Genomic DNA, 22,474 nt, shown 5'->3' with positions numbered 1-22,474 from the left:
CGAGCGGCGAGGGGTGAGCCGGCCCCGCTCGTGAGTCAGCGGGCCGGGGCCGGGCCGGTGGAGTCGCGGACGATCAGCTTGTGGCCGGTCGAGCGGCGCCGGGCGCGGGCCGCGCGCGGCTTGAGCGCCAGTTCCAGCGCCATCCGGCCCATGTCGGTCATCGGCAGGCGGACCGTGGTCAGGCTCGGCGCCAGGTCCGCCGCCACCGAGACGTCGTCGAAGCCGACCACCGACATCCGGTCCGGCACCGCGATCCGCCGGCTGCGCAGCGCCGACAGCACGCCCATGGCCATCGCGTCGTTGAGCGCCACGATCGCCGTCGTCTCCGGATGCTCGTCGATGATCCGGTCCGCCGCGTCCCGGCCGCCGTCGCGGGTGAAGTCGGTGTGCACCACCGGCAGGTCCGCGAGCGACAGCCCGTGCGCGCGCAGCCCGGCCGCCACCCCGGCGAGCCGGTCGGCCACCGTGGTCAGGCCCGGGGTGCCCGCAGCGACCGCGATCCGGCGGTGCCCCAGCTCGACCAGGTGGTCGCCGAGGGCCCGGCCGCCGGCCTCGTTGTCGGGCAGCACGGCGTCGACACCCAGCGAGTGCCGGCCGATCACCGCGACCCGGCCGCCCAGGCCCTGGAACGCCGACAGGTCGGCCTTCGCCTCGGCCTCGATGCGCGGGTCGTCGAAGCCCGAACCCGCGACGATGATGATGCCGACCCGCTGGGCGATGAGGTTGCGGATCTGGCGCAGCTCGTAGTCGGGGTCCCGGCCGGAGTGGCAGATCTGCACCAGCAGGTTCTGCTCGTCGGCGACCTGGATGACCCCGCCGGCGATCTCGGAGAAGTACGGGTCGTCGACCTGGTGCACGACCAGGCCCACAGTGGAGCTGACCCCGCCGGCCAGGGTGCGCGCGTACGGGTTGGCCACGTAGCCCAGCTCGCGGGAGATCTGCCGGATCCGGTCGGCCACCTCCTCGCTGACCCCGTCGCGCCCGGCGAGCGCCCGGGAGGCGGTCGCCAGGGAGACGCCGGCACGTTCCGCGACGTCGACGAGGCGCAGCCTCGGGCCGGGCTTGGGCATCCGTCCACTCTCCAGATGATCACCGAGTGTAAGGCTTTAGTTTCTTAACTATTGCCAGTCACCTGACACACACTCTAGGCTACGTAAGCGCTTTCGCAAGCGCTTACGTCCCGGGCAAAGGAGCTTCCGAGGATGCGATCACCACTTAGGCGTACCCGATGGGCCACCGCCCTCGGCGTGACCACGATCCTCGCCCTCGGCGCGTGCAGCGGCGACGACGGCGAGTCCGGCACGGACGACCCGATCCTGGTCGGCATCTCGCTGCCGCTGACCGGGGACTTCTCCGAGCCCGGCAAGGGCGTGCAGCAGGGCTACGAGGCCTGGGCCAAGATCACCAACGACAAGGGCGGCCTGCTCGGCCGCCAGATCGAGCTGAAGATCCTGGACGACCAGTCCAACGCGGACCGGGTCGTCGCGGACTACGAGCAGTTGATCGGCAGCGACAAGGCCGACCTGGTGGTCGGCCCGTTCTCCACCCGGCTCGTGGTGCCCGCCGCCCGGGTCGCGGAGGAGTACGGCATGCTCTTCGTCGAGCCGGCCGGCGCCGCCAAGGAGGTCTTCTCCCAGGGCTTCAAGAACCTGTTCTACGCGGCCCCGGCGGTGGCGAACGACCACTACAACCTCCTGGCCGAGTACATCCTGGCGCTGCCGGCCGACAAGCGGCCCAAGACCGCCGCCTACGCGGCCATGGACGACCCGTTCGCGCAGGGCACGGCGTACGGGCTCAAGGACAAGCTGGAGGCGGGCGGGATCAAGACGGTCGCCAACGAGGTCTACCCGCCGAACACCACCGACTTCAGCGGCGTCGCCGCCAAGATCGCCGCGACGAAGGCGGACATGCTGGTGGGCGGCTCGCAGTACCAGGACGGCGTGAACCTGATCGTCGCCCTGCAGCAGCTGAACTACCAGCCCAAGCTCGCGGCCTTCTCCGGGGCGCCGACCAACCCCGAGTTCGCCAAGGCGATCGGCAACAAGACCGAGGGCGTGCTCTCGCCGACCGGCTACAGCGTGGACGCGCCGTACGAGAGCAACAAGGAGTTCGTCGAGAAGTACACGGCGCAGTTCGGTGCGGCGCCCGACGAGGACCAGGCGAACGCGTACACCACCGGCCAGGTCGTCGCGGCCGCGGTGACCGCGGTCGGCTGCGCCGAGCAGGGCGACTGCCAGCAGAAGCTGGTCGACTGGGTGCACGCCAACAAGGTGGAGACCGTCGTCGGCCCGCTCAGCTGGGACCAGACCGGCAAACCGCAGGGCGCGCACATGATCCAGCAGTGGATCGGCGGCAAGATCAAGATCGTGCTGCCGGAGCCGGTCAAGGAGGCCGACTTCGTCTACCCGAAACCGGCCTGGTGAGGCGCCGATGCCGTCGGCCGGGCTGCTGCTCCAGAGCGTGATCCTGGGACTGCTGCTGGGTGGGCTCTACGCCCTCCTGGCGGCGGGCCTGACCCTCTACTTCGGCATCATGCGGGTGGTCATGATCGCCCACTCGGCGTTCCTGATCCTCGCGGCCTACCTGGCCTGGTGGTCGCACAGCAGGTTCGGCGTCGACCCGCTGCTGTCGATGATCGTCACGGTGCCGCTGTTCTTCGGCGCCGGGGTGCTGCTGCAGCGGGCGCTGCTGTCCCGGCTGCGGGCGATCACGCTGACCATGATGTCGGTGCTGCTCACCTTCGCCGTCGCGCTGATCATCGAGGGCCTGCTCGGGTACGCGTTCACCGGCACCCAGCGCCGCGTCCAGCTCGGCTACGGCTCGGCGAGCCTCGGGCTGTTCGGCGCGCGCATCGCCGTGGTCAAGCTGATCGCCTTCGGGCTGGCCGTGGTGGCCCTCGCGGCGCTGTACCTGCTGATGAAGAAGACCACCTTCGGGTGGGCGCTGCGGGCCACGATCCAGCACCGCGACGCCGCCCGGCTCGTCGGCATCGACACCGACAAGGTCGCCGGCTACGGCTTCGGCCTGGGGCTGGCGACGGCCGCGATCGGCGGCACGGCCCTGTCGCTGGACACCACCATCTATCCGTCGCTGCACTGGCACTGGATCGGCCCGCTGATGGCCATCATCGTGGTCGGCGGCCTCGGCAGCGTGCCGGGGGCGGCGGCGGCAGCGGTGCTGCTCGGGCTGATCCAGAGCCTGCTGCAGATCCCGCTCGGCACCACCTGGGCGCAGACGATCTTCTACCTGGCGCTCTTCGCCACGCTGGCGTTCCGGCCGCAGGGATTCTTCGGAGGTCGTCTTGCCCAGCGTTTCTAAGCGCGTCCTGCCCGTCGCCGGCCTGCTCGTGCTCGCGGCAGCGGTGCTCTCGTTCCCGGCGCTGGCGCCGAACCCGTACATCCTGTCGGCCGGCATCGTGGTGCTGAACTACGCGGTGCTGTCCACCTCGTGGAACTTCGTCGGCGGCTTCACCGGCTACATCTCGCTCGGGCACGGCGCGCTCGCCGGGCTCGGCGGCTACGGCACCGCGCTGCTGGTCACCCGGGCGGGCCTGCCCAGCTTCGTGGCCCTGGCGGTGGCCGCGCTCGCCGTCGCGGCCCTGGCGGTGCCGATCGGCCTGGCCGCGCTGCGGGTACGCGGCGCGTCCTTCGTGATCGTCTCCATCGCCCTGGTGCTGATCCTGCTGCTGGTCTTCCAGAGCTGGGCGTCGGTGACCGGCGGCTCGCGCGGGCTGGTGGTGCCCCGGCCCTTCCCGGGCATGCTGCGCCCGGAGCACCACCGGGTCTTCTACTACCTGTTCGCCGGCCTGCTGGCGGTCGCGCTGCTGGCCTGGTGGGTGATCGACCGGTCCCGCTTCGGGCTGGGCCTCAAGGCGATCCGCGAGGACGAGGACAAGGCGGAGGCGCTGGGCACCCCGACCTTCACGTACAAGCTGATCGTCTTCGTGGTGTCGGCCGCCCTCACCGCGCTGGCCGGCGGCCTGTACGCGCTCTGGTTCGGCGACCTGGACCCGGTCTTCCAGTTCTCCATCCTCACCGGCTCCTACCTGGTGCTGATGGCGCTGCTCGGCGGGGTGCGCAACCTGTTCGGCCCGCTGGCCGGGGCGCTGATCGTGGGCACCGCGCTGGAGTACTTCAAGGGCCAGTTCGGCAACACGCCGCTGCACCTGGTCGCCACCGGGATCCTGCTGGGCGTGGTCGTGATGTTCATGCCCGACGGCGTGCTGCCCGCGATCACCGGCCGGTGGCGGCGGCTGCGCCAGCAGCCGGAGAGCTCCATCCGTGAGGTCACCGCCGCCGAGTTGCGGACCGAGCGGGAACGGGCGGAGGCCAAGCCATGAGTCTTGAGACAGTGGAGTTGCGCAAGGCGTTCGGGGGAGTGGTGGCGCTCGACGGCGCCACGGTGTCCTTCCACGAGGGCGAGGTCAACGCGCTGATCGGGCCCAACGGCTCGGGCAAGACGACCTTCTTCAACTGCGTCACCGGGATGATCCGGGCCGACAGCGGCCGGGTCACCTACCGCGGCGCCGACATCACCCGCAAGGCGCCCCACGCGATCGCCCGGGCCGGCGTCGGCCGCACGTTCCAGCTCTGCCGGGTCTTCCCCCCGGATGACGGCGCTGGACAACGTGCTGGCCGCCGTACGCCCGGGTGGTCTGGCCGGCGGGCTGCGCGGCGCGCGGCACCGGGCCGAGGTCGACCGGGCCCGCGGCTGGCTGACCCGGCTCGGCATCGAGCATCTCGGCGACGTCGAGGCCCGGACCATGTCCTGGGGCCAGCAGAAGCTGCTCGAACTCGCCGGGGTGCTGATGGGCGAGCCCGCCACGATCCTGCTCGACGAGCCGGCCGGCGGCGTCAACCCGGCGCTGCTCGACCGGATCGGCACCCTGGTGCGCGAGCTCAACGCGGAGGGCCGCACCTTCGTGATCGTGGAGCACAACATGGACCTGGTGATGAGCATCAGCGACCACATCGTGGTCTTCGACCGCGGCCGGCCGATCGCCGAGGGCCCGCCGTCGCTGATCCGCACCGACGAGCGCGTGTTGGGGGCATACCTTGGCGTCTGAGATCGAACTCGTCGATGTGCAGGCCGGCTACGGCCGGGCCGCCCCGGTGCTGCGCGGCTTCAGCGTGGCGGTGCCCGCCGGGTCGGTGGTCTGCCTGGTCGGCCCCAACGGCGCCGGCAAGTCCACAGTGCTCAAGGTGGCCGCCGGGCTGCTGCCGCCGCGATCCGGGCGCGTGCTGGTCGGCGGCCGGGACGTCACCGGCATCGGCCCGCAGCGGATGCTGGCCGCCGGGGTCGCCCTGGTGCTGCAGGGGCACAGCGTCTTCCGGGAGATGACCGTCGAGGAGAACGTCCTGCTCGGCGGCTACACCCTGCGGGACAAGGCCAAGGTCGCCGAGCGGGCCGCCTTCGTCAAGGACCTCTTCCCGGTGGTCGCCGAGCGCTGGGGATCGCTGGCCGGCCTGCTCTCCGGCGGCCAGCAGAAGCAGGTGGAATTCGGCCGCTCGCTGATGGTCGACCCGAAGGTCGTGCTGCTCGACGAGCCGTCGATGGGCCTGGACCCGAAGGCCACCAGCATCATCTTCGACCAGGTCGCGCGGATGCGCGACGCGGGCACCGCCGTGCTGCTCGTCGAGCAGAACGCCCGGCGGGCGCTGCGGACCGCCGACATCGGCTGCGTGCTCGACCTCGGCCGGGTGCACATCTCCGGGCCGGCCGCGGACCTGCTGGCCGACCCGCAACTCGGCGAGCTCTATCTCGGCGGCCGTCCCGCCGAGCCACCCGTCGCACCGAAACGCTGAGAGGGGCACCGATGAGAAGAACCAGCCGTGCGCTCATCGCCGTCGCCGCGGTCCTCGCGACCGGCGCCGCCACGGCACCTGCTTCAATAGCGAATTCGCCTGGGTTTTCCGCCGCGGGTGGGACTCAGTTGGGCAGCACCGGTCCGCGTGACATCCATCCGTCCCTGCGATCCGACGTGGTCGCGTTCTACGACTTCGACCATCCGATGCCCGGCGATCCCGCGCTGGAGGCCGATCAGGGCCGCTCCGGCACCGAGATCGAGCTGGTCAACGGCGGCGCCGGCGCCCGGGTCCGGGACCGCGCCTACCGGGGCAGCGGCCGGTCCCTGCAGACCCGGCAGGTCAACCCGGGTACGGCCGGCAACGACGACTGGAAGGCCGGCATCTATTCGGCCAGCGGCGTGCGCACGCTGCGCGCCTTCAACGCCGTCGCGGGCACGACGGTGATGGGCTGGTTCAAGGCCCAGATGGACGCCCCCGCGCTCAACTCCAACACCGCCGCCCCGGCCGACCGGTACAACGCCATCGGGCTGGCCGGGGTGCTCACCGGCGACTCCGACGGGCACGCCGTCCGGGCCCTGCTCGAACTGATCGACGTCAACGGTCAGCTGCGGCTGGTCGCCCTGGGCCGGCGGCTGGACGGCGGCAACTCGCAGACGTTCGCCGCCGCGGCGGACTGGCGGACGTTGCTGCCCCGCGGCGAGTGGGTGCACCTGACCGCGACCTTCGACTTCGACACCGGTGTGATGGCGCTCTACCGCAACGGGCAGCCGGTGGAGGGGTTCTACACCCGTACCGATGATCCGTGGCTGCTGTCCGGTCCCGGCCCGCACCTCAGCACCGCCACCGACCCGCGCGGCATCAAGATCGGTGGCAGCTTCCCGCTGAACAACCGGGAGAACAACCCCTGTGACTGCCGGATGGACTCCCTGACCTTCCTCGACAGCTCCCTGTCGTCCCGCGACGTCGCGAAGCAGTACCGCTACCAGACCGGTTCGAGGTGACCCGCATGCGTATCCGTACCGCCGTCCTCGCCACCGCCACGCTCTTACTGTCCACATTGGTCGCTACTCCGGCCCGCGCCGCCGCCGGCGCGGTCTACGACCCGATCCCGACCGAGCCGGTGACCTCGCGGCTCGGCCTGGTCCTCACCGAGTACGCGAGCTTCCCGCAGTCCCAGCCGACCCCGGCGCCGACCGACCCCCGGCTCATGCGCAAGGCCCGGATCAACACGATCATGGAGGTGCCGGACGGCTCCGGGCGCCGCGCGGTGCCCGACCTCAACGGCGGCCTCTATCTGGTGAAGAACGGCGTGCCGCACGTCTACCTGGACCTGGCCGCGACCTTCGCGCCGCAGTTCTTCTCCGGGCGCGGCCTGGGCCAGGGCTTCGGCTACGTCACCTTCCACCCGGACTTCCGGCGCAACGGCACCTTCTACACGATCCACACCGAGCAGGCCAGCCGCACCACCGCGGTGCCGGACTACCGGCAGAACAACCCGGTCTTCCACGGGGTGGTCAACGAGTGGAAGGCCACCGACCCGGCGGCCGACACCTTCTCCGGCACCCGCCGCGAACTGCTGCGGATCGGCTTCGGCGGCCAGGTCCACGGCATCCAGGAGATCAACTTCAACCCGGCCGCCCGGCCCGGCGACGCCGACTACGGCCTGCTCTACCTGGCCGTCGGCGACGGCGGCCAGGGCGCGGGCAACACCGACCCGCAGAACCTGGCGCTGCCGCACGGCAAGCTGCTGCGGATCGACCCGCGCGGCACGAACGCCCCCAACGGCCGGTACGGCATCCCGGCGTCGAACCCGTACGCGGGGCAGGCGGGCCGGCTGGGCGAGATCTACGCGTACGGCATGCGCGACCCGCACCGGTTCAGCTGGGACCGGGCCACCGGCAGGCTGTACCTGGGTCACATCGGCGAGCACGCCGTCGAGGCGATCTACGAGGTGCGCGCCGGCGACAATCTCGGCTGGAGCGAGCGCGAGGGCGACTACGTCTACGACAAGACGGCCACCAACCCGTGTGACCGCCTGCTGCCGCTGCCGGCCGACGACGCGGGCTACACGTACCCGGTGGCGGCGTACGACCACAACCCGGCGCCGAACTGGAACTGCACGGCCGACGTCGGCGTGGCCGTGGCCGGCGGCTTCGTCTACCGCGGCCGGGAGGTGCCCGCGCTGCGCGGCAAGTACATCTTCGGTGACCTGGTCGACGGGTCGGTCCTCTACACCGAGGCGAGTGAGATGCGCCGGGGCCGCACCGCGGCCACCGTCCACCGGCTCAACCTGTTCGACGCGGCCGGCGTCCCGGTCCGGATGCGTGACCTGTCGGCGCCGGGCGCGCCCGGCGACCCGAACCGGGTGGACCTGCGGTTCGGCACCGACTCCCGGGGCGAGCTCTACCTGCTGGCGAAGGCGAACGGCAAGATCTGGAAGGTGACCGGCACCCGCACCTACGCGGCGGGGCCGGTGGGCCACACGCGGGTCCGCGGCACGATGACGCCGGCGAACTGGGCGCCGGTAACCCCGGCGAAGTGGCTGTTCACCGGCCGCGAGGTGATCCTGGCCGAGGCGGGCGCGCAACGACCCGGCCCGCGGCGCCCGTTCGAGTACGCGATCCTGACCGCGGGCCCGGCCCTGTCCGCGGTCGAGATCAGGGCGAAGGTCCGGCTGGACGAACCGGTCGAGATCATCAACCGCGACGTGATCATCGTCTTCGGCTATCGCTCGGACACGGAGTTCTACTACGCCCACCTCTCGACGGACAACACGATCTACCCGCACAACGGCATCTTCAAGGTCAACAACGCCGACCGCGAGCGGATCGACTACCAGTGGAACGGCCGTTCCCGGGGCGCCAACCCGGCGGTGGTCGATCGGGAGTGGCACGGCGTGGTGGTCCGGCACCTGCCGGCTACCGGGTCGATCGCGGTCTACCTGGACGGCTCCCGGGATCCGCTGATGACGGCCCGGGACACCACATTCGGGTCGGGGCGGGTGGGCTTCGGCTCCTTCGACAACATCGGCCGCCTGCGAGGTCTGTCGGTCACCGGCACCGCGGCGTCCTGACCACCGCGGGCTGGGCGGGGGAGACCTCCGCCCGGCCCGTGGGGTGGCCCGGCCTCGCGTTCACGCGGGCCGCGGCCGGGTGATGACCGGTCAGCAGCGGTGTGCCGCGGCCGGGCGCAGCTCGGACATGGCCTCGCGCAGCTCGACGCGGTGCTGCCCGCCGTCCGCGAGCGCGCCGGTGTCGATCCGTCCCACGAAGATCAGCGCTTCCTTGACCATGAGGTCCAGCCGCTCCGGCGGAGGCTCCGACGTACGGTCGGTGACCTCCGTGAAGCCGTCGGGTGGTGCGCCGGTCGTCACCGCGTCGAGAACCCGGGCGCCGCGGTCGGCCCGGATCTCCCACCACGGATCGGGCGCGGCCAGGCCGGTGGCCGGGTCGACCGCGTTCATTCGCAGATAGCTGACCTCGCACCGCGTCGTGAACGAGACGCGTAGCTGACCGGCCACGAGCGCGACGTCGACCTGCTCGCCGGCCGACTCGCCGCAACCGGCGGCCAGCGCCGAAACCAGCGCCGACACCAGCAGCAGGCCCGTCAACCGGCGTAACACGTCGCTCCGATCACAGTGGACAGTTAGCACGTCGCGGTGGGGACGGCAAGTCTTGCACGTGGAGATCGATACGTGGCACATTCTGCCCCTCAGGATCACTCGATCTGATCGACAGGGGCGCCCATGTCCGCTCGTCGCTGGTCCCGTCTCGGTCTGCTCGCCGCCGAAGCGGTTGGCGCGGCCGTCCTCACCGCCGGGGTGTGCTGGGCGATCCTGGCCCTCCTCGCGGGCGAGCAGAGCACCGCCGGACTGATCGGCCGGCTCCTCGGCGCCGACCCGGGCGGTGCCGCCGCGGCGGTGGCCGCCAGCCTGGGCGTTCCGCTGGACTGGACCGTGGCCGGGGTCGACGGGCGCCTCTACCCGATCACCCTGCTGCTGAGCGGTTCGCCGCTGGCGCTGCTGGCCGCCGGGCCGCTGGTGGGCATGGTGGTGCTCGGTGTGCGCACCCGCAAAGGACTGACCGTGGCCGGCGCCGCGGTCGCGGCCGGCGGCTACGCGATCACGCTCACCGGCTTCGTCGTCGCCGGTGGTGCGCTCGCCGCCGATCCGCTGGTCCACCTGGCCGCCCCCGCACTGCTGGTCGCGGGCGCGGCGACGGTCTGGGCATCGGTCGGGATCCTGGCGGCGAGGACGTTCCGGCTGAACCGGGCGGCCGTGGTCGTCGCGGTGGTCGCGGCCGGAGTGGTGGTCGCGGTGCCGGCATCGGCCGAACCGTCGCCGGGTGGCCGGGTGCTGCCGTTCGGGGGTGGGGCGAGCGCGCCGCGAGTCGGCTACCACCGGCCGGGTGTCACCGCCGAACTCACCCGGCTGCGCGCGGAGCAGGGCGCGGAGCCGTTGGTGGCCAACGATCTCTGGCGGGGCACACCGTCCATGGTGGGCACTCGCAGCAAGCTGACCGGCGGTGTGCCCGGCTGGCTGCGCCAGCACGCCGGGATCTTCGGCCTCGCTGACCCGGTCGGGTCCCTGCGCTCCGTACGCGAGCAGCGCGAGCCCACCGGCGAGCGGCACCTGTGGTTCCAACAGCATGTCGGCGGGGTACCCGTCTACGGCTCCCAGGTGGGCATCCACCTCGACCGCACCGGCCAGTACGTCGAGTTCGTCACCAACGGCGCCGAGCCGGCGCTCGATGTGCGGAGCACGCAGGCGACCGTCCTGGCCGGTGACGCCCTGCGCACTGCCCGGCTGGCGATGCCGAACGGGCGCCTCGTCGAGCCGGCGAAGCTCTACCTGCTGCCCTCGAACCCGGAGCCGAACCGCGCCACGCCCACCGTGCTGGCCTGGCAGGTGTGGCTGACCGACCTGAGCGGTGGCCTGTCCAACGCGTACTTTGTGGACGCTCGCAGCGGCCGGCTGGTGTACGCGTTGCCGAAGACGGCGCACGCCAGGGACCGCCGGATCTACGACGCGAACAAGCTCACCGAGCTGCCCATCGTCCCCAAACGCACCGAGGGAGAAGGGGCGACCGGGATCGACGACGTGGACGACGCGTACGACTACCTCGGCGACACCTACGACTTCTACCACTCCCGGTTCGGCCGCGACAGCTACGACGGCAAGGGCGGCGACCTGCGCGCGTTCGTGCGGGTGCGGAGCAAGAAGGACGAGCCGATGCGCAACGCCGCGTTCATCCCCGACGACATCGACACGATGGTGTTCGGCGAGGGCATGACCACGGTGGACGTGGTCGCCCACGAGCTGACCCACGGCGTGACGTTCAACAGCGCCGGCCTCTGGTACATGTACCAGTCCGGTGCGCTGAACGAGAGCTTCTCCGACATCTTCGGCGAGGCCATCGAGAACTACTCGAAGGGCGCCCACGACTGGCTGGTCGGCGGCCAGATCCCGGGTGGCGCGCTGCGCAGCATGGCGGACCCGACGATCTACGGCGACCCCGCGCACTACCGGGACTTCGAGTCGAGCTGCTCGGACTGGGGCGGCGTGCATACCAACAGCGGCATTCAGAACAAGGCCTTCTACCTGCTGACACAGCAGATCGGCATCACCAAGGCGGCGGCGATCGCATACCGGACGCTGACCACCTACCTGGGTGAGCGGGCTCGCTTCACCGACTCGCGGGTCGGCTTCATCGAGTCGGCGAACAAGCTCTACGGCAAGGGCTCCACGGAGGCGAAGGAGGCCGCCGCCGCGTGGACGGCCGTCGGCGTGGACGGCGCCTTCGAGCAGCCGCGCCAGGACTGCGCGTGCTTCGCGGACGAGTCGCTGGCCGGCGCCGGGGTCGACGGGCTCGACCCGCAGGGGCCGGGCGTCGACGCGGTGCTCGCCGCACTGCTGCACGTGCGCGACCTGTTCTCGGCCGCGCGCACGCCGGCCCTGGCGCACTACGAGGTCGTGTACGTCACCTACGGCCAGCGCGCTATCGAACTGATGGCCACCGACGACGACCTGCGGCGGCGCACCGCGCATGCCATGCAGACCCTGGAACCGGCGCTGCGCACGGTCGGCACGGCGGCCGGCGACTCCACAGTGGTCAGCCAGGCGATGCTGGACGAGCTGAGCGGCCTCATGAACAACTACGCCGCGGCCGACGTCGCCGCCGGCGGGGGAGGCTTCGCCGAGCGGATCGGCCAGGAGCTGGACCGGGCGGCGTTCGACCAGATGGCCGGGAAGACCGTCAACGAGGCGCTCGCGTTCCTCGACACCCGGGTCGGGTGACGGGGGTGCGCCGGGTCCTGCTCGCCCTGCTCCTCGTGGCGGCCGGAGCCGCCGTGCCGGCACGACCGGCGGCCGCGGCCCCGGGCCCCGGCCTCGCCCCGGAGGTCGCGCGGGTGCTCGCCGGCGGGCGCCGCGCGGATCTGGTGGTCGCCCTCAAGGAACGTGCCGACCTGAGCGGCGCCCGCACTCGCCAGACGCACGGGCAGCGCACCGGGTACGGCCGGCAGCGGCTGGTCGAGGTGGCCGAGCGCAGCCAGCGCGGGCTGCGCGACCTGCTCACCGCGCGCGGTCTGCGGCACCGGTCACTGTGGATCGTCAACGCCATCCACGTCAGCGGCGCCGACGCCAAGCTCGCCGCCGAGCTGGCCGCCCGCCCTGACGTACGGTCGGTCACGCCGGCCCGCACGTACGCCCTGCCGGAACCGGCGCCGCGGCCGGCCGCCGCCGTGGCCGCGGCCGCCGACGGCGTGGAGTGGAACGTGTCGAGCACCGGCGCGGACCAGGTCTGGTCCAGGTACGGCGTGCGCGGCGAGGGCATCGTGGTCGCCAGCATCGACAGCGGCGTCCAGTACGACCACCCGGCGCTCGTGGAGCAGTACCGCGGAAACCACGGCGACGGGACGTTCGACCACACCTACAACTGGTACGACCCCTACGCCCAGTGTGGACTGGACGTCGGCCCGTGCGACACCAACGGCCACGGCACCCACACCATGGGCACGATGGTCGGCGACGACGGCGACGGCAACCGGACCGGCGTGGCCCCCGGCGCGCGCTGGATCGCCACCCGCGGCTGCCAGGGCAACGGCTGCGCCATCCTCGCCCTGCTCCTCGCAGCGCAGTGGATCGTCGCCCCGTTCGACGAGAACTGGTCGAACCCTCGCCCCGAGCTCGCCCCGCACGTCGTCAACAACTCCTGGGGCGCCGCCTACAGCGACCCGTTCTACACCGAGGCGGTCGACCGCTGGGTGCAGATGGGCATCATGCCGGTCTTCGCCGCGGGCAACGACGGGCCGTCCTGCGGCACCATCGGCTCCCCGGCCGACTACCCGACCACGTACGCGGTGGCCGCCTACGACTCCGCGGGTGCGATCGCGGACTTCTCCGGCCGGGGCTCGACCAGCAGCTCCCTGGTCAAGCCGGACATCGCCGCGCCCGGTGTGGCGGTGCGCTCCAGCCTGCCCGGCAACCGGTACGAGTCCTACAGCGGCACCTCGATGGCCACACCGCACGTGGCGGGCGCGGTGGCGCTGCTGTGGTCGGCCGCGCCCAGCCTCATCGGCAACGTGGCCGGCACCCGCGCGCTGCTCGACGACTCAGCGGTCGACGTCCAGGACGGCACCTGCGGCGGCACCACCGACGACAACAGGGTCTGGGGCGAGGGCAAGCTCGACATCCTCGCCGCCGTCGGCCGAGCGCCGCTCGGTCCCTTCGGGACGGTCAGCGGCACCATCAGCTCCGGCGGAGCGGGTGTCGCCGGCGCCCGGCTGCGCCTCGTCGGCGCCAACCGGGTGGAGCGGGTGGCCATCACCGACGCCAACGGGCGATACAGCGCCCGGTTGCCGGTCGGCTCGTACCAGATCACCGCGTCCTCGTTCGGATACGCATCCGCCTCGGCGGGGCCGGTGGCGGTCGCCGCCGACACCACCGTCACCGTCGACCTCGCCATGGCCGAACTGGCCCGGCACTCGGTCAGCGGACTGGTGCTGGACACCAACAACGTGCCGGCCGCCGGCATCACGCTGCAGCTGCTGCGTACCCCACTCGCGGCCGTCACCACCGGCACCGACGGGGCATACCGGCTCGACGGCGTGCCCGCCGGCACGTACCCGCTGTCGTTCGGCGCCGGCCGGTGCCTGACCGCCGGTTCGCGACAGGTCACAGTGGACGGCGACGAGGTGGTCGACGTGCGTCCCAGCGCCCGGGTGGACGCCGCCGGCTACCACTGCCACGGGGTCACCACGCCGTACGTGGGCGGCACGGCGGTGCTGCCGCTCGCCGGCGACGACGAGTCGCTGGAAATCGCGCTCCCGTTCGAGATGCCGTTCTACGGCGCCCGGTACACCAAGGCGTGGGTCGCGACCAACGGCTTCCTCACCTTCGACCGGGCCGCGGACAACTCCATCAACCGCGAGGTGCCCAACTCGTCATATCCGAACGCGGCTGTCTTCGCGTTCTGGGACGACCTGATCGTGGACGCCGCCGCCAGCGTGCGCACCGCGACGCTCGGCACGGCGCCCGACCGCCGGTTCGTGGTGGAGTGGCGCAATGTGGCCTTCTACGACGCGCCCGGCCGGGCCACGTTCGCCGCGGAGTTGTCCGAGCACGGCGCGGTCACCATCCACTTCGGACAGCTTAGCGCCGATCCGGCGGCCCGCGGCGCCGGCGCCACCATCGGCATCGAGAACCTGCCCGCCACCACCGGCCTGGAGTACGCCCGTGACGCCCGGGTGCTGAGCCCCGGCTCGGCCGTCGCGTTCCGCACCTCGGCGACGCTGCGCGGCACCGTCACCAAGCCGGACGGCTCGGCCGCGGCCGGCGCCACCGTGCGGGTGCGAGCCGGCGACGCGCCCGCCATCGCCACGACCACCGCCGCCGACGGCACGTACGTGCTGCACCTACCGCTCGGCACGTTCACCTTCGAGGCGTCGCTGGTCACCTTCGGCCTGTACCGGACCACGCTCACCCTCGATACCGACGGTGCCACCGTCGTGCAAGACGTGCGCCTGGCGTTCAATGAGCGGACGGTCAGTGGTGTGGTCCGAGACGACCTCGGCGCACCGGTCGAGGGCGCGGTGGTGCGGCTGGTGCTGATGGGCACCAGCGGCTACTTGACCTTCCCGCGCACCGGTCCCGACGGGGCGTACCGGTTCGAGAAGGTCCCGGAGACAGACGTGACCGCGGTCCTCTCCGCCGACGTGCCCAAGTGCATGCGCGACGGCCGCGAGTACATCGACGAGATCCTCGGCGGCGACGTGACCCGCGACATCACCGTCATCTCGCCGGGCGGCGTGGTGGACGGCGCGGATGGATACGGTTACCAGTGCCGGGTCACAGCGGCGAACCAGGTCACCGCGGGCACCCCGCTCGACGTCCCGGCGATCGGCCCGACGGCCGCGGTGGCGCTGCCGTTCGCGTTCCCGTACTACGGCCACACCTACTCGACCGCGTACGTGGCCACCCACGGATACCTGACGTTCGAGCCACAGGACTGGCAGATCACGTCCAACGAGAGCCTGCCGGCCGACAACGGCGGCTCCCCGGACACGGCCATCTACGCGTTCTGGGACGATCTCACCATCGACGCGGCCGCCGGCGTGCGGACCGGCACGAGCGGCACCGCACCGAACCGCCGCTTCACGGTCGCTTGGCAGGACGTGCTGATCAGCGACACCGCCACGCGAATCAGCTTCGACATCGTGCTGCACGAGAACGGCCGGATCGCCGTCGAGTACCAGTCGCTGCCGGACGACCCGCGCGCCCGCGGCTCCTCGGCCACCGTCGGACTGGAGGGCCAGGAAGACCGGTACGCGAACGAGTACTGGTACTACGCCTCCGACAACATCGAGACCGGGCTGCTGCGGCCGGGCGGGGCCATCACGTACGCACCGCCAGGCACGATCAGCGGGCGGGTGACCGCCTCCGGCACGGGCGGCCCGGTGGCCGGCGCGACGGTCCAGCTGTTGCGCCTTGACGACGTCGAGGAGGAGGTGACGACGGACGCGACAGGGACGTATGCGGTGCGGGTGCCGCTGGGCTCGTACACGCTGGCGGTGACGCACGCCGACCATTACCCCAGCGGGACCACCCCGGTAGTCGCGGACACGCCGTACGCCACCGTCACCCGCGATGTCGCCCTGACGCCTCGGTGAACCGCCGCACCCCGGCACGTCGCGGGGTCCAGCGGTTCACCGGCCGCGTCCAGCACCACCGGGTTCGGCGAGCGCCGAGGTGACGCCGCCGGGCCCATGCACACCGGCCTGCTCGGGCAGGTAGCAGTGCAGCTGCGCGGCCGCGCGAGTAGTTCTCACAAGGCGTTACTAGGATGCCGACGTGACGCACTACGAGGTGGTCGCGCAGTTGCGCGAGGCTGTCGATCGCGCGGCTGCCCGCTCTGCCGCCTATGACCTGGCGCGTGTTGCCGTGGACGACGCGGTCGCTGTCACTCCCGGTGCGGCGAGCCGGGTGGTGACCGCGGTGCGCGGGCTGGTCGAAGCGGGCACGCCCTGGCGGGCCGACGCCTTCGCCGTGCTGAACTACGTTGTGGATCACGCACACGTGTATCGCGGTCTGCGGGCCGGCGCTCGTACCTACCGCGGTGAGTGGGACTGGGGCATCGCCGAGGAGGAAGCGGTCGAACAGGCACTGAGCGGGTTCGACCGGGTGGTCCGGGACATGCTCGACGACCCGGACCCGGAGACCCGGTCGCTGGCATCGCTGGTGCTGGCCCGGGTCTCCGGCGCGCCGGCCGCCGATCGTGAACTGCTGAAGATGCTGGCGGACGCCGAGCCTGACGGGCGTGCCCGGGCGAGCGCGGTCGAGGCACGGCTGCGCCTCGGCGAACCGGAGGCGGGCGGCTGGCTCACCGATGACGCACCGGAGACGCGGCACCGCATCGCCTGGTATCTGGCGGCCACCCGGCGGGACTCGGATCCTGCCCTGGTCCCGCTTGTCCGATCGGCGCGGCCGGAGCCGGAGCCGTCGTGGCGGCCGGAGCCGGCGTGGCGAGGGCCGGAGTCGTCGTGGCGCTGGCCGGCCGAGGAGATCTAGCCGCAGGCTTCGCGGACGAGCTGCCGGCGGCCTGACCCCTGAAGGCCAGTACCTTGTACGGAGGTCGGCGGTGGCTCCCGCCATCTCCGCAGGCCACTGCTCTTCGGGCGGAGCTCGCCTTCGGCGGAGTTACCGGGACTCGTCTGCGGAAGACGAGCGGTTGTTGATCGCGTCGGTGATGGCGCAGGCGGTGCCGACGAAGGACTCTGCCCGCTGTGCCGACAGGTTCCGCACGGAGACCTCCTCCAGGGTCCGCCACATGGTCGCCAGGGGCTCGCGCATGGCACGGCCTTTGTCGGTGAGGTGGACGACCATGACACGCCGGTCGTGTTGGGCTGGCTCGCGGACGACCAGACCGGCCTCCTGCATGCGGCGCAGCGACTTGGAGACGGTGGAGTGATCCAGACCAACGCTTTCGAGCAGCTCGGACTGTGTTTGACCGTCCCGGTCGAGCAGGTGCATCAGCAGCAACTCCTGCCCGGGATGCAGGTCCATCTCACGGAGCATGGCGGCGGCGTAACCGCGGTGGGCACGGGCGAGCTGGAAGATCGCGTAACTCACCTGTCCCTCGCCGGCTGTTGTGGGGATGTGGGGTGTGGGGACAGGCATGGTTCGGTTCCTCAAGCGGTGTGGGTGGGGTAGTCGGTTTAGCCGACCGCTCCGCCGCCGTAGAAGGTCGCCGGATCGGGTGTTGAGCGGCGCGTCCGAGCGTAGTCGCTCGACCAGATCCGGGTTAGCGAGCGAGTGGGCGCCGACGGAGACGAGATCGGCCGTGCCGTTCTCGATGTCTTTGGCGCGGACGGGAAGGGTTTCCGGGGGAGATCCGTAGGCCGGTCTCCGCGACCTCCTGTGTCGACAGAGCTCGGTGATCTTGCGCCCAGCTCGGTCGGCACGCCTTCAGGGGTGGAACGGTCACGGGTCATGGGGCCGTGACCAGGCGGTGCGGCAGGGACATGTCACCGACGGCGGTCGGTGTCCACAGGGATTTCAGCATGGGGGCCTTCAGTTCGGTGCTGGCAGGTGACGATCGGGGGTAGGGGCGGAGCGGACGTACTCAGTCGAGGGTGATGACGAGTTTGCCCCGGACATGCCCGGCGTCGCTGACCTGCTGGGCCGTGGCGGCCTGGTCGAGCGGGTAGGCGGCGACGGTGGTGACGAGCTCGCCGGCCGCGGCCTCCCGGGCCACAGCGGCCAGGCGGACGGCCGAGCGTTCCTGAGAACTGCTGGCGAAGGTGATGCCGAGCTGGTGGGCACGGAAGTCGGCGATGGTGACGATGCGTTCGGTGCCGCCGCGCAGAGCGATGGAGTCCTCCAAGGCACCCTTCCCGGCGAGGTCGAACACCGCGTCCACGCCGTCGGGCGCGAGTGCGCGGACCCGCTCGACGAGGCCCTCCCCGTAAGGAGTCGCGGTGGCGCCGAGTGAGACCAGATATTCCTGGTTGGCGGGGCCTGCGGTGGCGATGACCCGCGCCCCGCGAGCCGTGGCGAACTGGACCGCCAGGGTTCCGACCCCGCCGGCCGCACCGTGCATCAGCACGGTCTCGCCGGCGGCGATCCCGAGTAGGTTCAGCACCCGCTCGGCAGTCTCGCTCGCAACCGGTAGTGCGGCCGCACGCTGCCAGCCGAGGTCGGCAGGTTTGGGAGCCACGGTGGTGGCCAGCGCGTACTCGGCGTACGAACCCGTGTCCGACCAGCCCAACACCTCGTCGCCCACCGTCACCCCCGTCACGCCCTCACCCAGGGCGTCCACCACGCCGGCGACCTCGCGACCGGGAACAGCGGGCAGGGGCGTCGGAAACGCAGCCTCCATCGCCCCGGAACGGATCTTGCCGTCCAGACCGTTCACGCCGGCCGCCTTGACACGCAAGCGGACCTGCCCAGGACCGGGTCGGGGGACCTCGACATCCGCCTCGTGCAGCACTTCCGGACCGCCGAAACGATCGAACAGGATGGCTTTCATGAGGACTCCTCAGCCTTCGACAGCAGTTATGTGGCTAGACACATAAAGTAGCAGGAGATGTGTGGCTGGCCAGGTATTTCGGTGTGGCGCCCCTCGCTGTGCTGGCGGCCAGGCGTCCGGGCGCGGCAGCACAAGAACCAACAGCTCTCCTTCGTGCTCATGACGAACGTCGCCCAACACCCAGCAGAGACCGGTTCCGGACGCGGTGAACATCGCAACTGTGGCCCGCAATCGCGACTCGCGTGGTCCACAACGCGTGAAGGAGCTATGCCGACGGCAAGCGCTGCGTGATCAGCGCCGGCAACCAGTGGCTCGTCGCCGGGGACACCGCAGCGGTCCGGCGCTGGGGCCTGACGGCACCGAAGGCCACCCGGTTGAACCCCGCCGTGAGCCGGCGGCAACGCGGTCAACCGATGGCTGCGCGGATGCCGGCTGACATGTGCGCCGCGCAAGCACGCCGGCCTGCCGCCGCGCGAACGTTGCGGTTAGAAGCGTGCTTGCTGCAGAGTGGCTATTGCGTCGGTGTAGGCGGCACAGACTCAGATTACAATGCCATCGAACCGTGCGCCCGGTTAAGTCGTTGCACGCTTCGTACATCAAATCGCCTAGAACTATTGCGCCTGCGCCGCGGCGTCGGTGCCGTCTTGCGACTCGCTGGCTGCACTCGCTTCCCCTATATTAAGCAGCTTGCGTGCCAGTTCCGCTCGCACTTCGCTTCTAAGTGCCGCGTCGTCAATCGCCGCTACCAACTCCCGGGCCGCATTTAGCCTGCGGTCCTCACGGCTTTCCTCGCGAAGCATCATCCCCTGCTCGGCCATGTTTCGTCGTGCGCGGTTGGATTGAACGAAAAAGAGGCTTGAAGTGAGGTTGATGACTACCCCTACGGCTCCGGTCACGATTGATGCATACTGCTCACCGCTGGTTTCCGCATTCCTGATCGCCAGGCCTATGCCACTGAGGAGTACCAAAGCTCCGAGCGAGGCGAATATGAGGCTGACAGTAAAGCTGCGTCTTGCTTGCCCGAGTCCTTGGGTGTAGATCTCTCGCAGGATGGCCTCTTGCTTTTCGAGTGCATGTGACGCCCGCACTGTGGCGAGGTCGTCCTCGTTGGGGGTGAAGTGGACCGTGCCACCCTCTTGCACATTGAAAAGATAGCTGGGTGCCTCGGACTCCACCCGCTCGCGGATGTCCTCCGAGAAGTCGCCGATCTGGTAAGTGGAGTCCTTTCGTAGCGGCAACGCGATGAGTGCGAAACCGAGAAAGCTGGGAAGAAGCAAGGTGATCGTGTCCGGCGACTTATCGGAAGCCCGGAATATAATCAACAGCGCGGGGCCACTGAGGAGCAGGATGACGCCCATGGCAAACGTCCCAATCAAGACTGCTTTTTGCAGCTTGGGTGGCCGGACGATGCGTCCACCTGACTCTGCCGTCTTGCTCTCGAACTCTCCAGAGGCATCGCCAACGGGCCCTGCTCCCGCCGTCACTGTGACTTCACAATGGCCGCGGGTGTCGACAGAGCGTCGTTCTTCCTGACGGGGGAACTCCGTGCTTTGCGGTGTGGCACTCGAGACATGTAGGAGTTATACACGGTTCTGAGCATCGGGGACAGGTATCCGCAGCCAGATGCACACCTGTCATTTGAGGTCCCGGTAGATCACTTTCGAGGTATCTGGATCGGTCGCATCGCCTCTCGGATCGCATCGGCGTCCGAGCCGTTAGGTCTGTCGCTGAGCATGAGCGTGCAGACTGTCGGGTGAATCTGCGCTATGGTAATCCCAGTAAGGGCTCCGTCCCAAGGAGGATGGGTGTACTCGCGATTCAAGATCGATCACGACGCCGTAGATTGGCCAGCGATGTTAGCGCTCCTTGCCGCTCATTACGGCACGGACGACCGGAGCGTGCTGTCAAGGAGCCAGCTGCTGAGCACGGGCGCTTGGTCAAAAGTCAAGAAGCTTTTTGCGACTGACAGTCCGGATTGCCGATTGGTGTTCACTCCAGGCAGCAGTAGCGAACTCCAAATATATGTCGAGCCTGTTGAGGGTAACGCGATGAACGCCGCTCTGTCGGCATGGAAAGGCGTCCGTAAGATCCTGCACGACAAGTCGCCTAAGCTGTCGCATTTGGTGATGGTCGATGAGCAGTCTCGTAAAGAATTCTTGACCGGCGAGACCGGCATCAAGATCGAATTCAAGAGGAAAGAAACGATCTTGCCAATCGCAATAGGTGTGGCAACGATCATTTATGTTAGCGTCGGGCTCTTCACCTTCGCGGCCGAGTCTCAGGGTAAATTTATCGGCGGTGCGCTTACTGGCATTATTGGCGCCATTGCCTCCGTAGTGTTCGCAGTGCTTGAGGTGAGGAAGGGTACGCTCCGGTGGAAGTAACGTCGAGTTTGGAGGGGCAGTCATGGAGCCTTTGATCGCCGCCTCGATGTTGACTGCGGTAGCAAGCGCGCTCAAGTCTCAAAGCTGGGATGTCATCTCCAACTTCGCTGGCCGTCTCTTGCGCACGAAGACTGAACCGGACCTCGTAGTCAGTAGTCCCGACGGGCGTGTCTACGTAATTGAAGCCAAAATTGGACGGGCGGATCCTCACTTCACGGAAATCGCCCAGGTGGAAAGACTCGCTGCCGATGTCGAAAGAATAGACGAGAAGTCAGAAGTGATCCCCGTCCTCGTGACCGATGCGCCGTTCTCGGCAGCCATGACGGAGATGGCCGGAGACGTTGGCGTCAAGGTGGTTCTCAGTGGTGGCTCTGCGGAGGCAATCGCCAAATCCGTGGTGGATGAGTTGACCAGGAAAACAGGCGACGGCTCCTAACGGATGTCCAGCATCATTCTGATGATCGCTGGCATTGTGCAGGCGAAGTGTCCGGCCTCCGGCGCTTCAGCAACCGACCGCCACCGTGACCGGCGAGGTGCGTCCGCACGACCCACCACCCAGCCCGGCCTGCCCGACAAGAATCCCCTGGCGCCACCCCGGCGCGGCAGCCAGACCAGATCCGCACGGTGACCGCCCAGCCCGCGCTGGCAGTCAGGGCGCGCGGGACCCATCACCCAGCCGCATCCGGCGAGCATGCAAGGACGGGGCCGGGGGTGACCACGCACTGCATAGAAACGATCCACCAGCAGTGCGTGGTCACCCCCGGCCCCGGCCGTCCACCGCAAGCAAGTCCAACCCACGGCTTAGAACTGCGGACCCTCGCCAGGGCCGTTCGGGTCGGAGGTGATGTGCATCGCAGCCTCCTCGGCGCTGGCCGCGCCGGAGTCGATCCCCGCGTCGTAGGCGACCGCGTCGCGTTCCTCGTCCGGGCCGAGCCCCTGGTCCTCGGCGAACAGCCGGCCCGCGCGCGGGTCCTGCTCCGCGCCGCGCCGGGCGATGTCGTCCTCGTCGGCGTAGGGGTCGGGGTCCGCGTACGGGTCGATGTCCGGCTCCTCCTCGGACAGCAGCTGGTCGAGCGACTCGCCCTGCCGCTGCTCGGCCGCCGTGGTGCCGAACCGGTCGGCGCCGGACCACCGGTCGGCCGCCTGGTAGCCGACGTCCAACGGGTCACCGGCCGGGTTTCCGTCCAGGGTGTCCGAGTTGTCGAGGACGCCTTCGTCCTCGATCGCGTCCCACTGGTCGTCAGACTGGGTCATCGCT

The 22,474-nt window shown here is 70.1% G+C and carries 19 protein-coding genes and 1 pseudogene; 13 read left to right on the top strand and 7 right to left on the bottom strand.

Annotation, left to right across the window (positions count from 1 at the left end; all coding sequences use genetic code 11):
- Positions 1–35 precede the first annotated feature (35 nt).
- Positions 36–1,070 carry a LacI family DNA-binding transcriptional regulator gene (locus tag DMB66_RS43890; RefSeq protein WP_125810043.1) on the bottom strand — a complete coding sequence of 345 codons (1,035 nt, stop codon included), beginning with the start codon at positions 1,068–1,070 and terminating at the stop codon, positions 36–38.
- Positions 1,071–1,202: 132 nt separating this feature from the next.
- Between DMB66_RS43890 and DMB66_RS43885 the strand changes: the two genes are divergently transcribed.
- The 8 genes and pseudogenes from DMB66_RS43885 to DMB66_RS43855 all read left to right on the top strand — a co-directional run bounded on the left by DMB66_RS43885 (position 1,203) and on the right by DMB66_RS43855 (position 8,880).
- Positions 1,203–2,423, top strand: coding sequence for an amino acid ABC transporter substrate-binding protein (locus DMB66_RS43885; protein WP_125810042.1), 1,221 nt, complete (start codon positions 1,203–1,205; stop codon positions 2,421–2,423).
- Between the two features lie 7 nt (positions 2,424–2,430).
- Positions 2,431–3,318, top strand: a complete 888-nt coding sequence (locus tag DMB66_RS43880) for a branched-chain amino acid ABC transporter permease (protein WP_125810041.1) — start codon at positions 2,431–2,433, stop codon at positions 3,316–3,318.
- Positions 3,302–4,339, top strand: a complete 1,038-nt coding sequence (locus DMB66_RS43875) for a branched-chain amino acid ABC transporter permease (protein ID WP_233625274.1) — start codon at positions 3,302–3,304, stop codon at positions 4,337–4,339. The genes DMB66_RS43880 and DMB66_RS43875 overlap by 17 nt, the downstream gene beginning before the upstream one ends.
- Positions 4,336–4,545 (top strand): annotated as a pseudogene (locus DMB66_RS66220) (ATP-binding cassette domain-containing protein); the annotation flags it as partial. The gene DMB66_RS43875 and the pseudogene DMB66_RS66220, both read left to right, overlap by 4 nt.
- 64 nt (positions 4,546–4,609) lie before the next feature.
- On the top strand, positions 4,610–5,065 hold the full coding sequence (locus DMB66_RS64565) for an ATP-binding cassette domain-containing protein (RefSeq protein WP_233625273.1): 456 nt from the start codon (positions 4,610–4,612) through the stop codon (positions 5,063–5,065).
- On the top strand, positions 5,055–5,804 hold the full coding sequence (locus tag DMB66_RS43865) for an ABC transporter ATP-binding protein (RefSeq protein WP_125810040.1): 750 nt from the start codon (positions 5,055–5,057) through the stop codon (positions 5,802–5,804). Before DMB66_RS64565 ends, DMB66_RS43865 begins: the two co-directional genes overlap by 11 nt.
- A 128-nt stretch (positions 5,805–5,932) precedes the next feature.
- Entirely contained in the window at positions 5,933–6,808 is an 876-nt protein-coding gene (locus DMB66_RS43860; RefSeq protein WP_233625272.1) for a LamG domain-containing protein, read from the top strand.
- Positions 6,809–6,813: 5 nt separating this feature from the next.
- Positions 6,814–8,880 (top strand): sorbosone dehydrogenase family protein, encoded by a 2,067-nt coding sequence (locus DMB66_RS43855; RefSeq protein ID WP_125810038.1) that lies wholly within the window; start codon positions 6,814–6,816, stop codon positions 8,878–8,880.
- 90 nt (positions 8,881–8,970) lie between these two features.
- Here the strand turns inward: DMB66_RS43855 and DMB66_RS43850 are convergent, their stop codons facing one another.
- Positions 8,971–9,417, bottom strand: coding sequence for a hypothetical protein (locus DMB66_RS43850; protein WP_125810037.1), 447 nt, complete (start codon positions 9,415–9,417; stop codon positions 8,971–8,973).
- A 135-nt stretch (positions 9,418–9,552) separates the two neighbouring features.
- Here DMB66_RS43850 and DMB66_RS43845 point away from each other — a divergent pair, with 135 nt between their 5' ends.
- Both DMB66_RS43845 and DMB66_RS43840 read left to right on the top strand, forming a co-directional pair.
- Complete coding sequence (locus DMB66_RS43845; protein WP_125810036.1) at positions 9,553–12,102, top strand: M4 family metallopeptidase; 2,550 nt, start codon at positions 9,553–9,555, stop codon at positions 12,100–12,102.
- On the top strand, positions 12,099–15,974 hold the full coding sequence (locus tag DMB66_RS43840) for a S8 family serine peptidase (RefSeq protein ID WP_125810035.1): 3,876 nt from the start codon (positions 12,099–12,101) through the stop codon (positions 15,972–15,974). The genes DMB66_RS43845 and DMB66_RS43840 overlap by 4 nt, the downstream gene beginning before the upstream one ends.
- A gap of 36 nt (positions 15,975–16,010) precedes the next feature.
- Here DMB66_RS43840 and DMB66_RS65380 read toward each other — a convergent pair whose 3' ends face one another.
- Positions 16,011–16,133 (bottom strand): hypothetical protein, encoded by a 123-nt coding sequence (locus tag DMB66_RS65380; protein WP_255441293.1) that lies wholly within the window; start codon positions 16,131–16,133, stop codon positions 16,011–16,013.
- A gap of 22 nt (positions 16,134–16,155) precedes the next feature.
- On the opposite strand from DMB66_RS65380, the gene DMB66_RS43835 reads away from it, so the two are divergent.
- A complete protein-coding gene (locus tag DMB66_RS43835; RefSeq protein ID WP_125810034.1) occupies positions 16,156–16,872 on the top strand; it encodes a hypothetical protein in 717 nt (238 codons plus the stop codon).
- Positions 16,873–17,001: 129 nt separating this feature from the next.
- On the opposite strand, the gene DMB66_RS43830 is transcribed toward DMB66_RS43835, so the two are convergent.
- The 3 genes from DMB66_RS43830 to DMB66_RS43815 all read right to left on the bottom strand — a co-directional run bounded on the left by DMB66_RS43830 (position 17,002) and on the right by DMB66_RS43815 (position 20,190).
- Positions 17,002–17,367 (bottom strand): MarR family winged helix-turn-helix transcriptional regulator, encoded by a 366-nt coding sequence (locus DMB66_RS43830; protein ID WP_199752972.1) that lies wholly within the window; start codon positions 17,365–17,367, stop codon positions 17,002–17,004.
- A gap of 559 nt (positions 17,368–17,926) precedes the next feature.
- A complete protein-coding gene (locus DMB66_RS43820; protein ID WP_125810032.1) occupies positions 17,927–18,832 on the bottom strand; it encodes an NADP-dependent oxidoreductase in 906 nt (301 codons plus the stop codon).
- Positions 18,833–19,443: 611 nt separating this feature from the next.
- Positions 19,444–20,190 carry a hypothetical protein gene (locus DMB66_RS43815; protein WP_125810031.1) on the bottom strand — a complete coding sequence of 249 codons (747 nt, stop codon included), beginning with the start codon at positions 20,188–20,190 and terminating at the stop codon, positions 19,444–19,446.
- Positions 20,191–20,637: 447 nt separating this feature from the next.
- Here DMB66_RS43815 and DMB66_RS43810 point away from each other — a divergent pair, with 447 nt between their 5' ends.
- Both DMB66_RS43810 and DMB66_RS43805 read left to right on the top strand, forming a co-directional pair.
- Positions 20,638–21,216 carry a hypothetical protein gene (locus DMB66_RS43810; protein ID WP_125810030.1) on the top strand — a complete coding sequence of 193 codons (579 nt, stop codon included), beginning with the start codon at positions 20,638–20,640 and terminating at the stop codon, positions 21,214–21,216.
- A gap of 22 nt (positions 21,217–21,238) precedes the next feature.
- Positions 21,239–21,652 (top strand): nuclease-related domain-containing protein, encoded by a 414-nt coding sequence (locus DMB66_RS43805; RefSeq protein ID WP_125810029.1) that lies wholly within the window; start codon positions 21,239–21,241, stop codon positions 21,650–21,652.
- Positions 21,653–22,017: 365 nt separating this feature from the next.
- Here DMB66_RS43805 and DMB66_RS43800 read toward each other — a convergent pair whose 3' ends face one another.
- Positions 22,018–22,470 carry a DUF5709 domain-containing protein gene (locus DMB66_RS43800; RefSeq protein WP_125810028.1) on the bottom strand — a complete coding sequence of 151 codons (453 nt, stop codon included), beginning with the start codon at positions 22,468–22,470 and terminating at the stop codon, positions 22,018–22,020.
- Positions 22,471–22,474 lie beyond the last annotated feature (4 nt).

The sequence above is a fragment of the Actinoplanes sp. ATCC 53533 genome, from assembly GCF_003947245.1.
Note: the sequence above shows the minus strand (reverse complement) of the source record. Positions and strands in the feature narration are given on the sequence as shown.

Excerpts from the sequence above, each read along its gene's own strand:
- DMB66_RS43890 (WP_125810043.1), bottom strand. The coding sequence starts at position 1,070 with ATGCCCAAGCCCGGCCCGAGGCTGCGCCTCGTCGACGTCGCGGAACGT.
- DMB66_RS43885 (WP_125810042.1), top strand. The coding sequence starts at position 1,203 with ATGCGATCACCACTTAGGCGTACCCGATGGGCCACCGCCCTCGGCGTG.
- DMB66_RS43880 (WP_125810041.1), top strand. The coding sequence starts at position 2,431 with ATGCCGTCGGCCGGGCTGCTGCTCCAGAGCGTGATCCTGGGACTGCTG.
- DMB66_RS64565 (WP_233625273.1), top strand. The coding sequence starts at position 4,610 with ATGACGGCGCTGGACAACGTGCTGGCCGCCGTACGCCCGGGTGGTCTG.
- DMB66_RS43855 (WP_125810038.1), top strand. The coding sequence starts at position 6,814 with ATGCGTATCCGTACCGCCGTCCTCGCCACCGCCACGCTCTTACTGTCC.
- DMB66_RS43845 (WP_125810036.1), top strand. The coding sequence starts at position 9,553 with ATGTCCGCTCGTCGCTGGTCCCGTCTCGGTCTGCTCGCCGCCGAAGCG.
- DMB66_RS43830 (WP_199752972.1), bottom strand. The coding sequence starts at position 17,367 with ATGGACCTGCATCCCGGGCAGGAGTTGCTGCTGATGCACCTGCTCGAC.
- DMB66_RS43820 (WP_125810032.1), bottom strand. The coding sequence starts at position 18,832 with ATGAAAGCCATCCTGTTCGATCGTTTCGGCGGTCCGGAAGTGCTGCAC.
- DMB66_RS43815 (WP_125810031.1), bottom strand. The coding sequence starts at position 20,190 with ATGGGCGTCATCCTGCTCCTCAGTGGCCCCGCGCTGTTGATTATATTC.
- DMB66_RS43805 (WP_125810029.1), top strand. The coding sequence starts at position 21,239 with ATGGAGCCTTTGATCGCCGCCTCGATGTTGACTGCGGTAGCAAGCGCG.
- DMB66_RS43800 (WP_125810028.1), bottom strand. The coding sequence starts at position 22,470 with ATGACCCAGTCTGACGACCAGTGGGACGCGATCGAGGACGAAGGCGTC.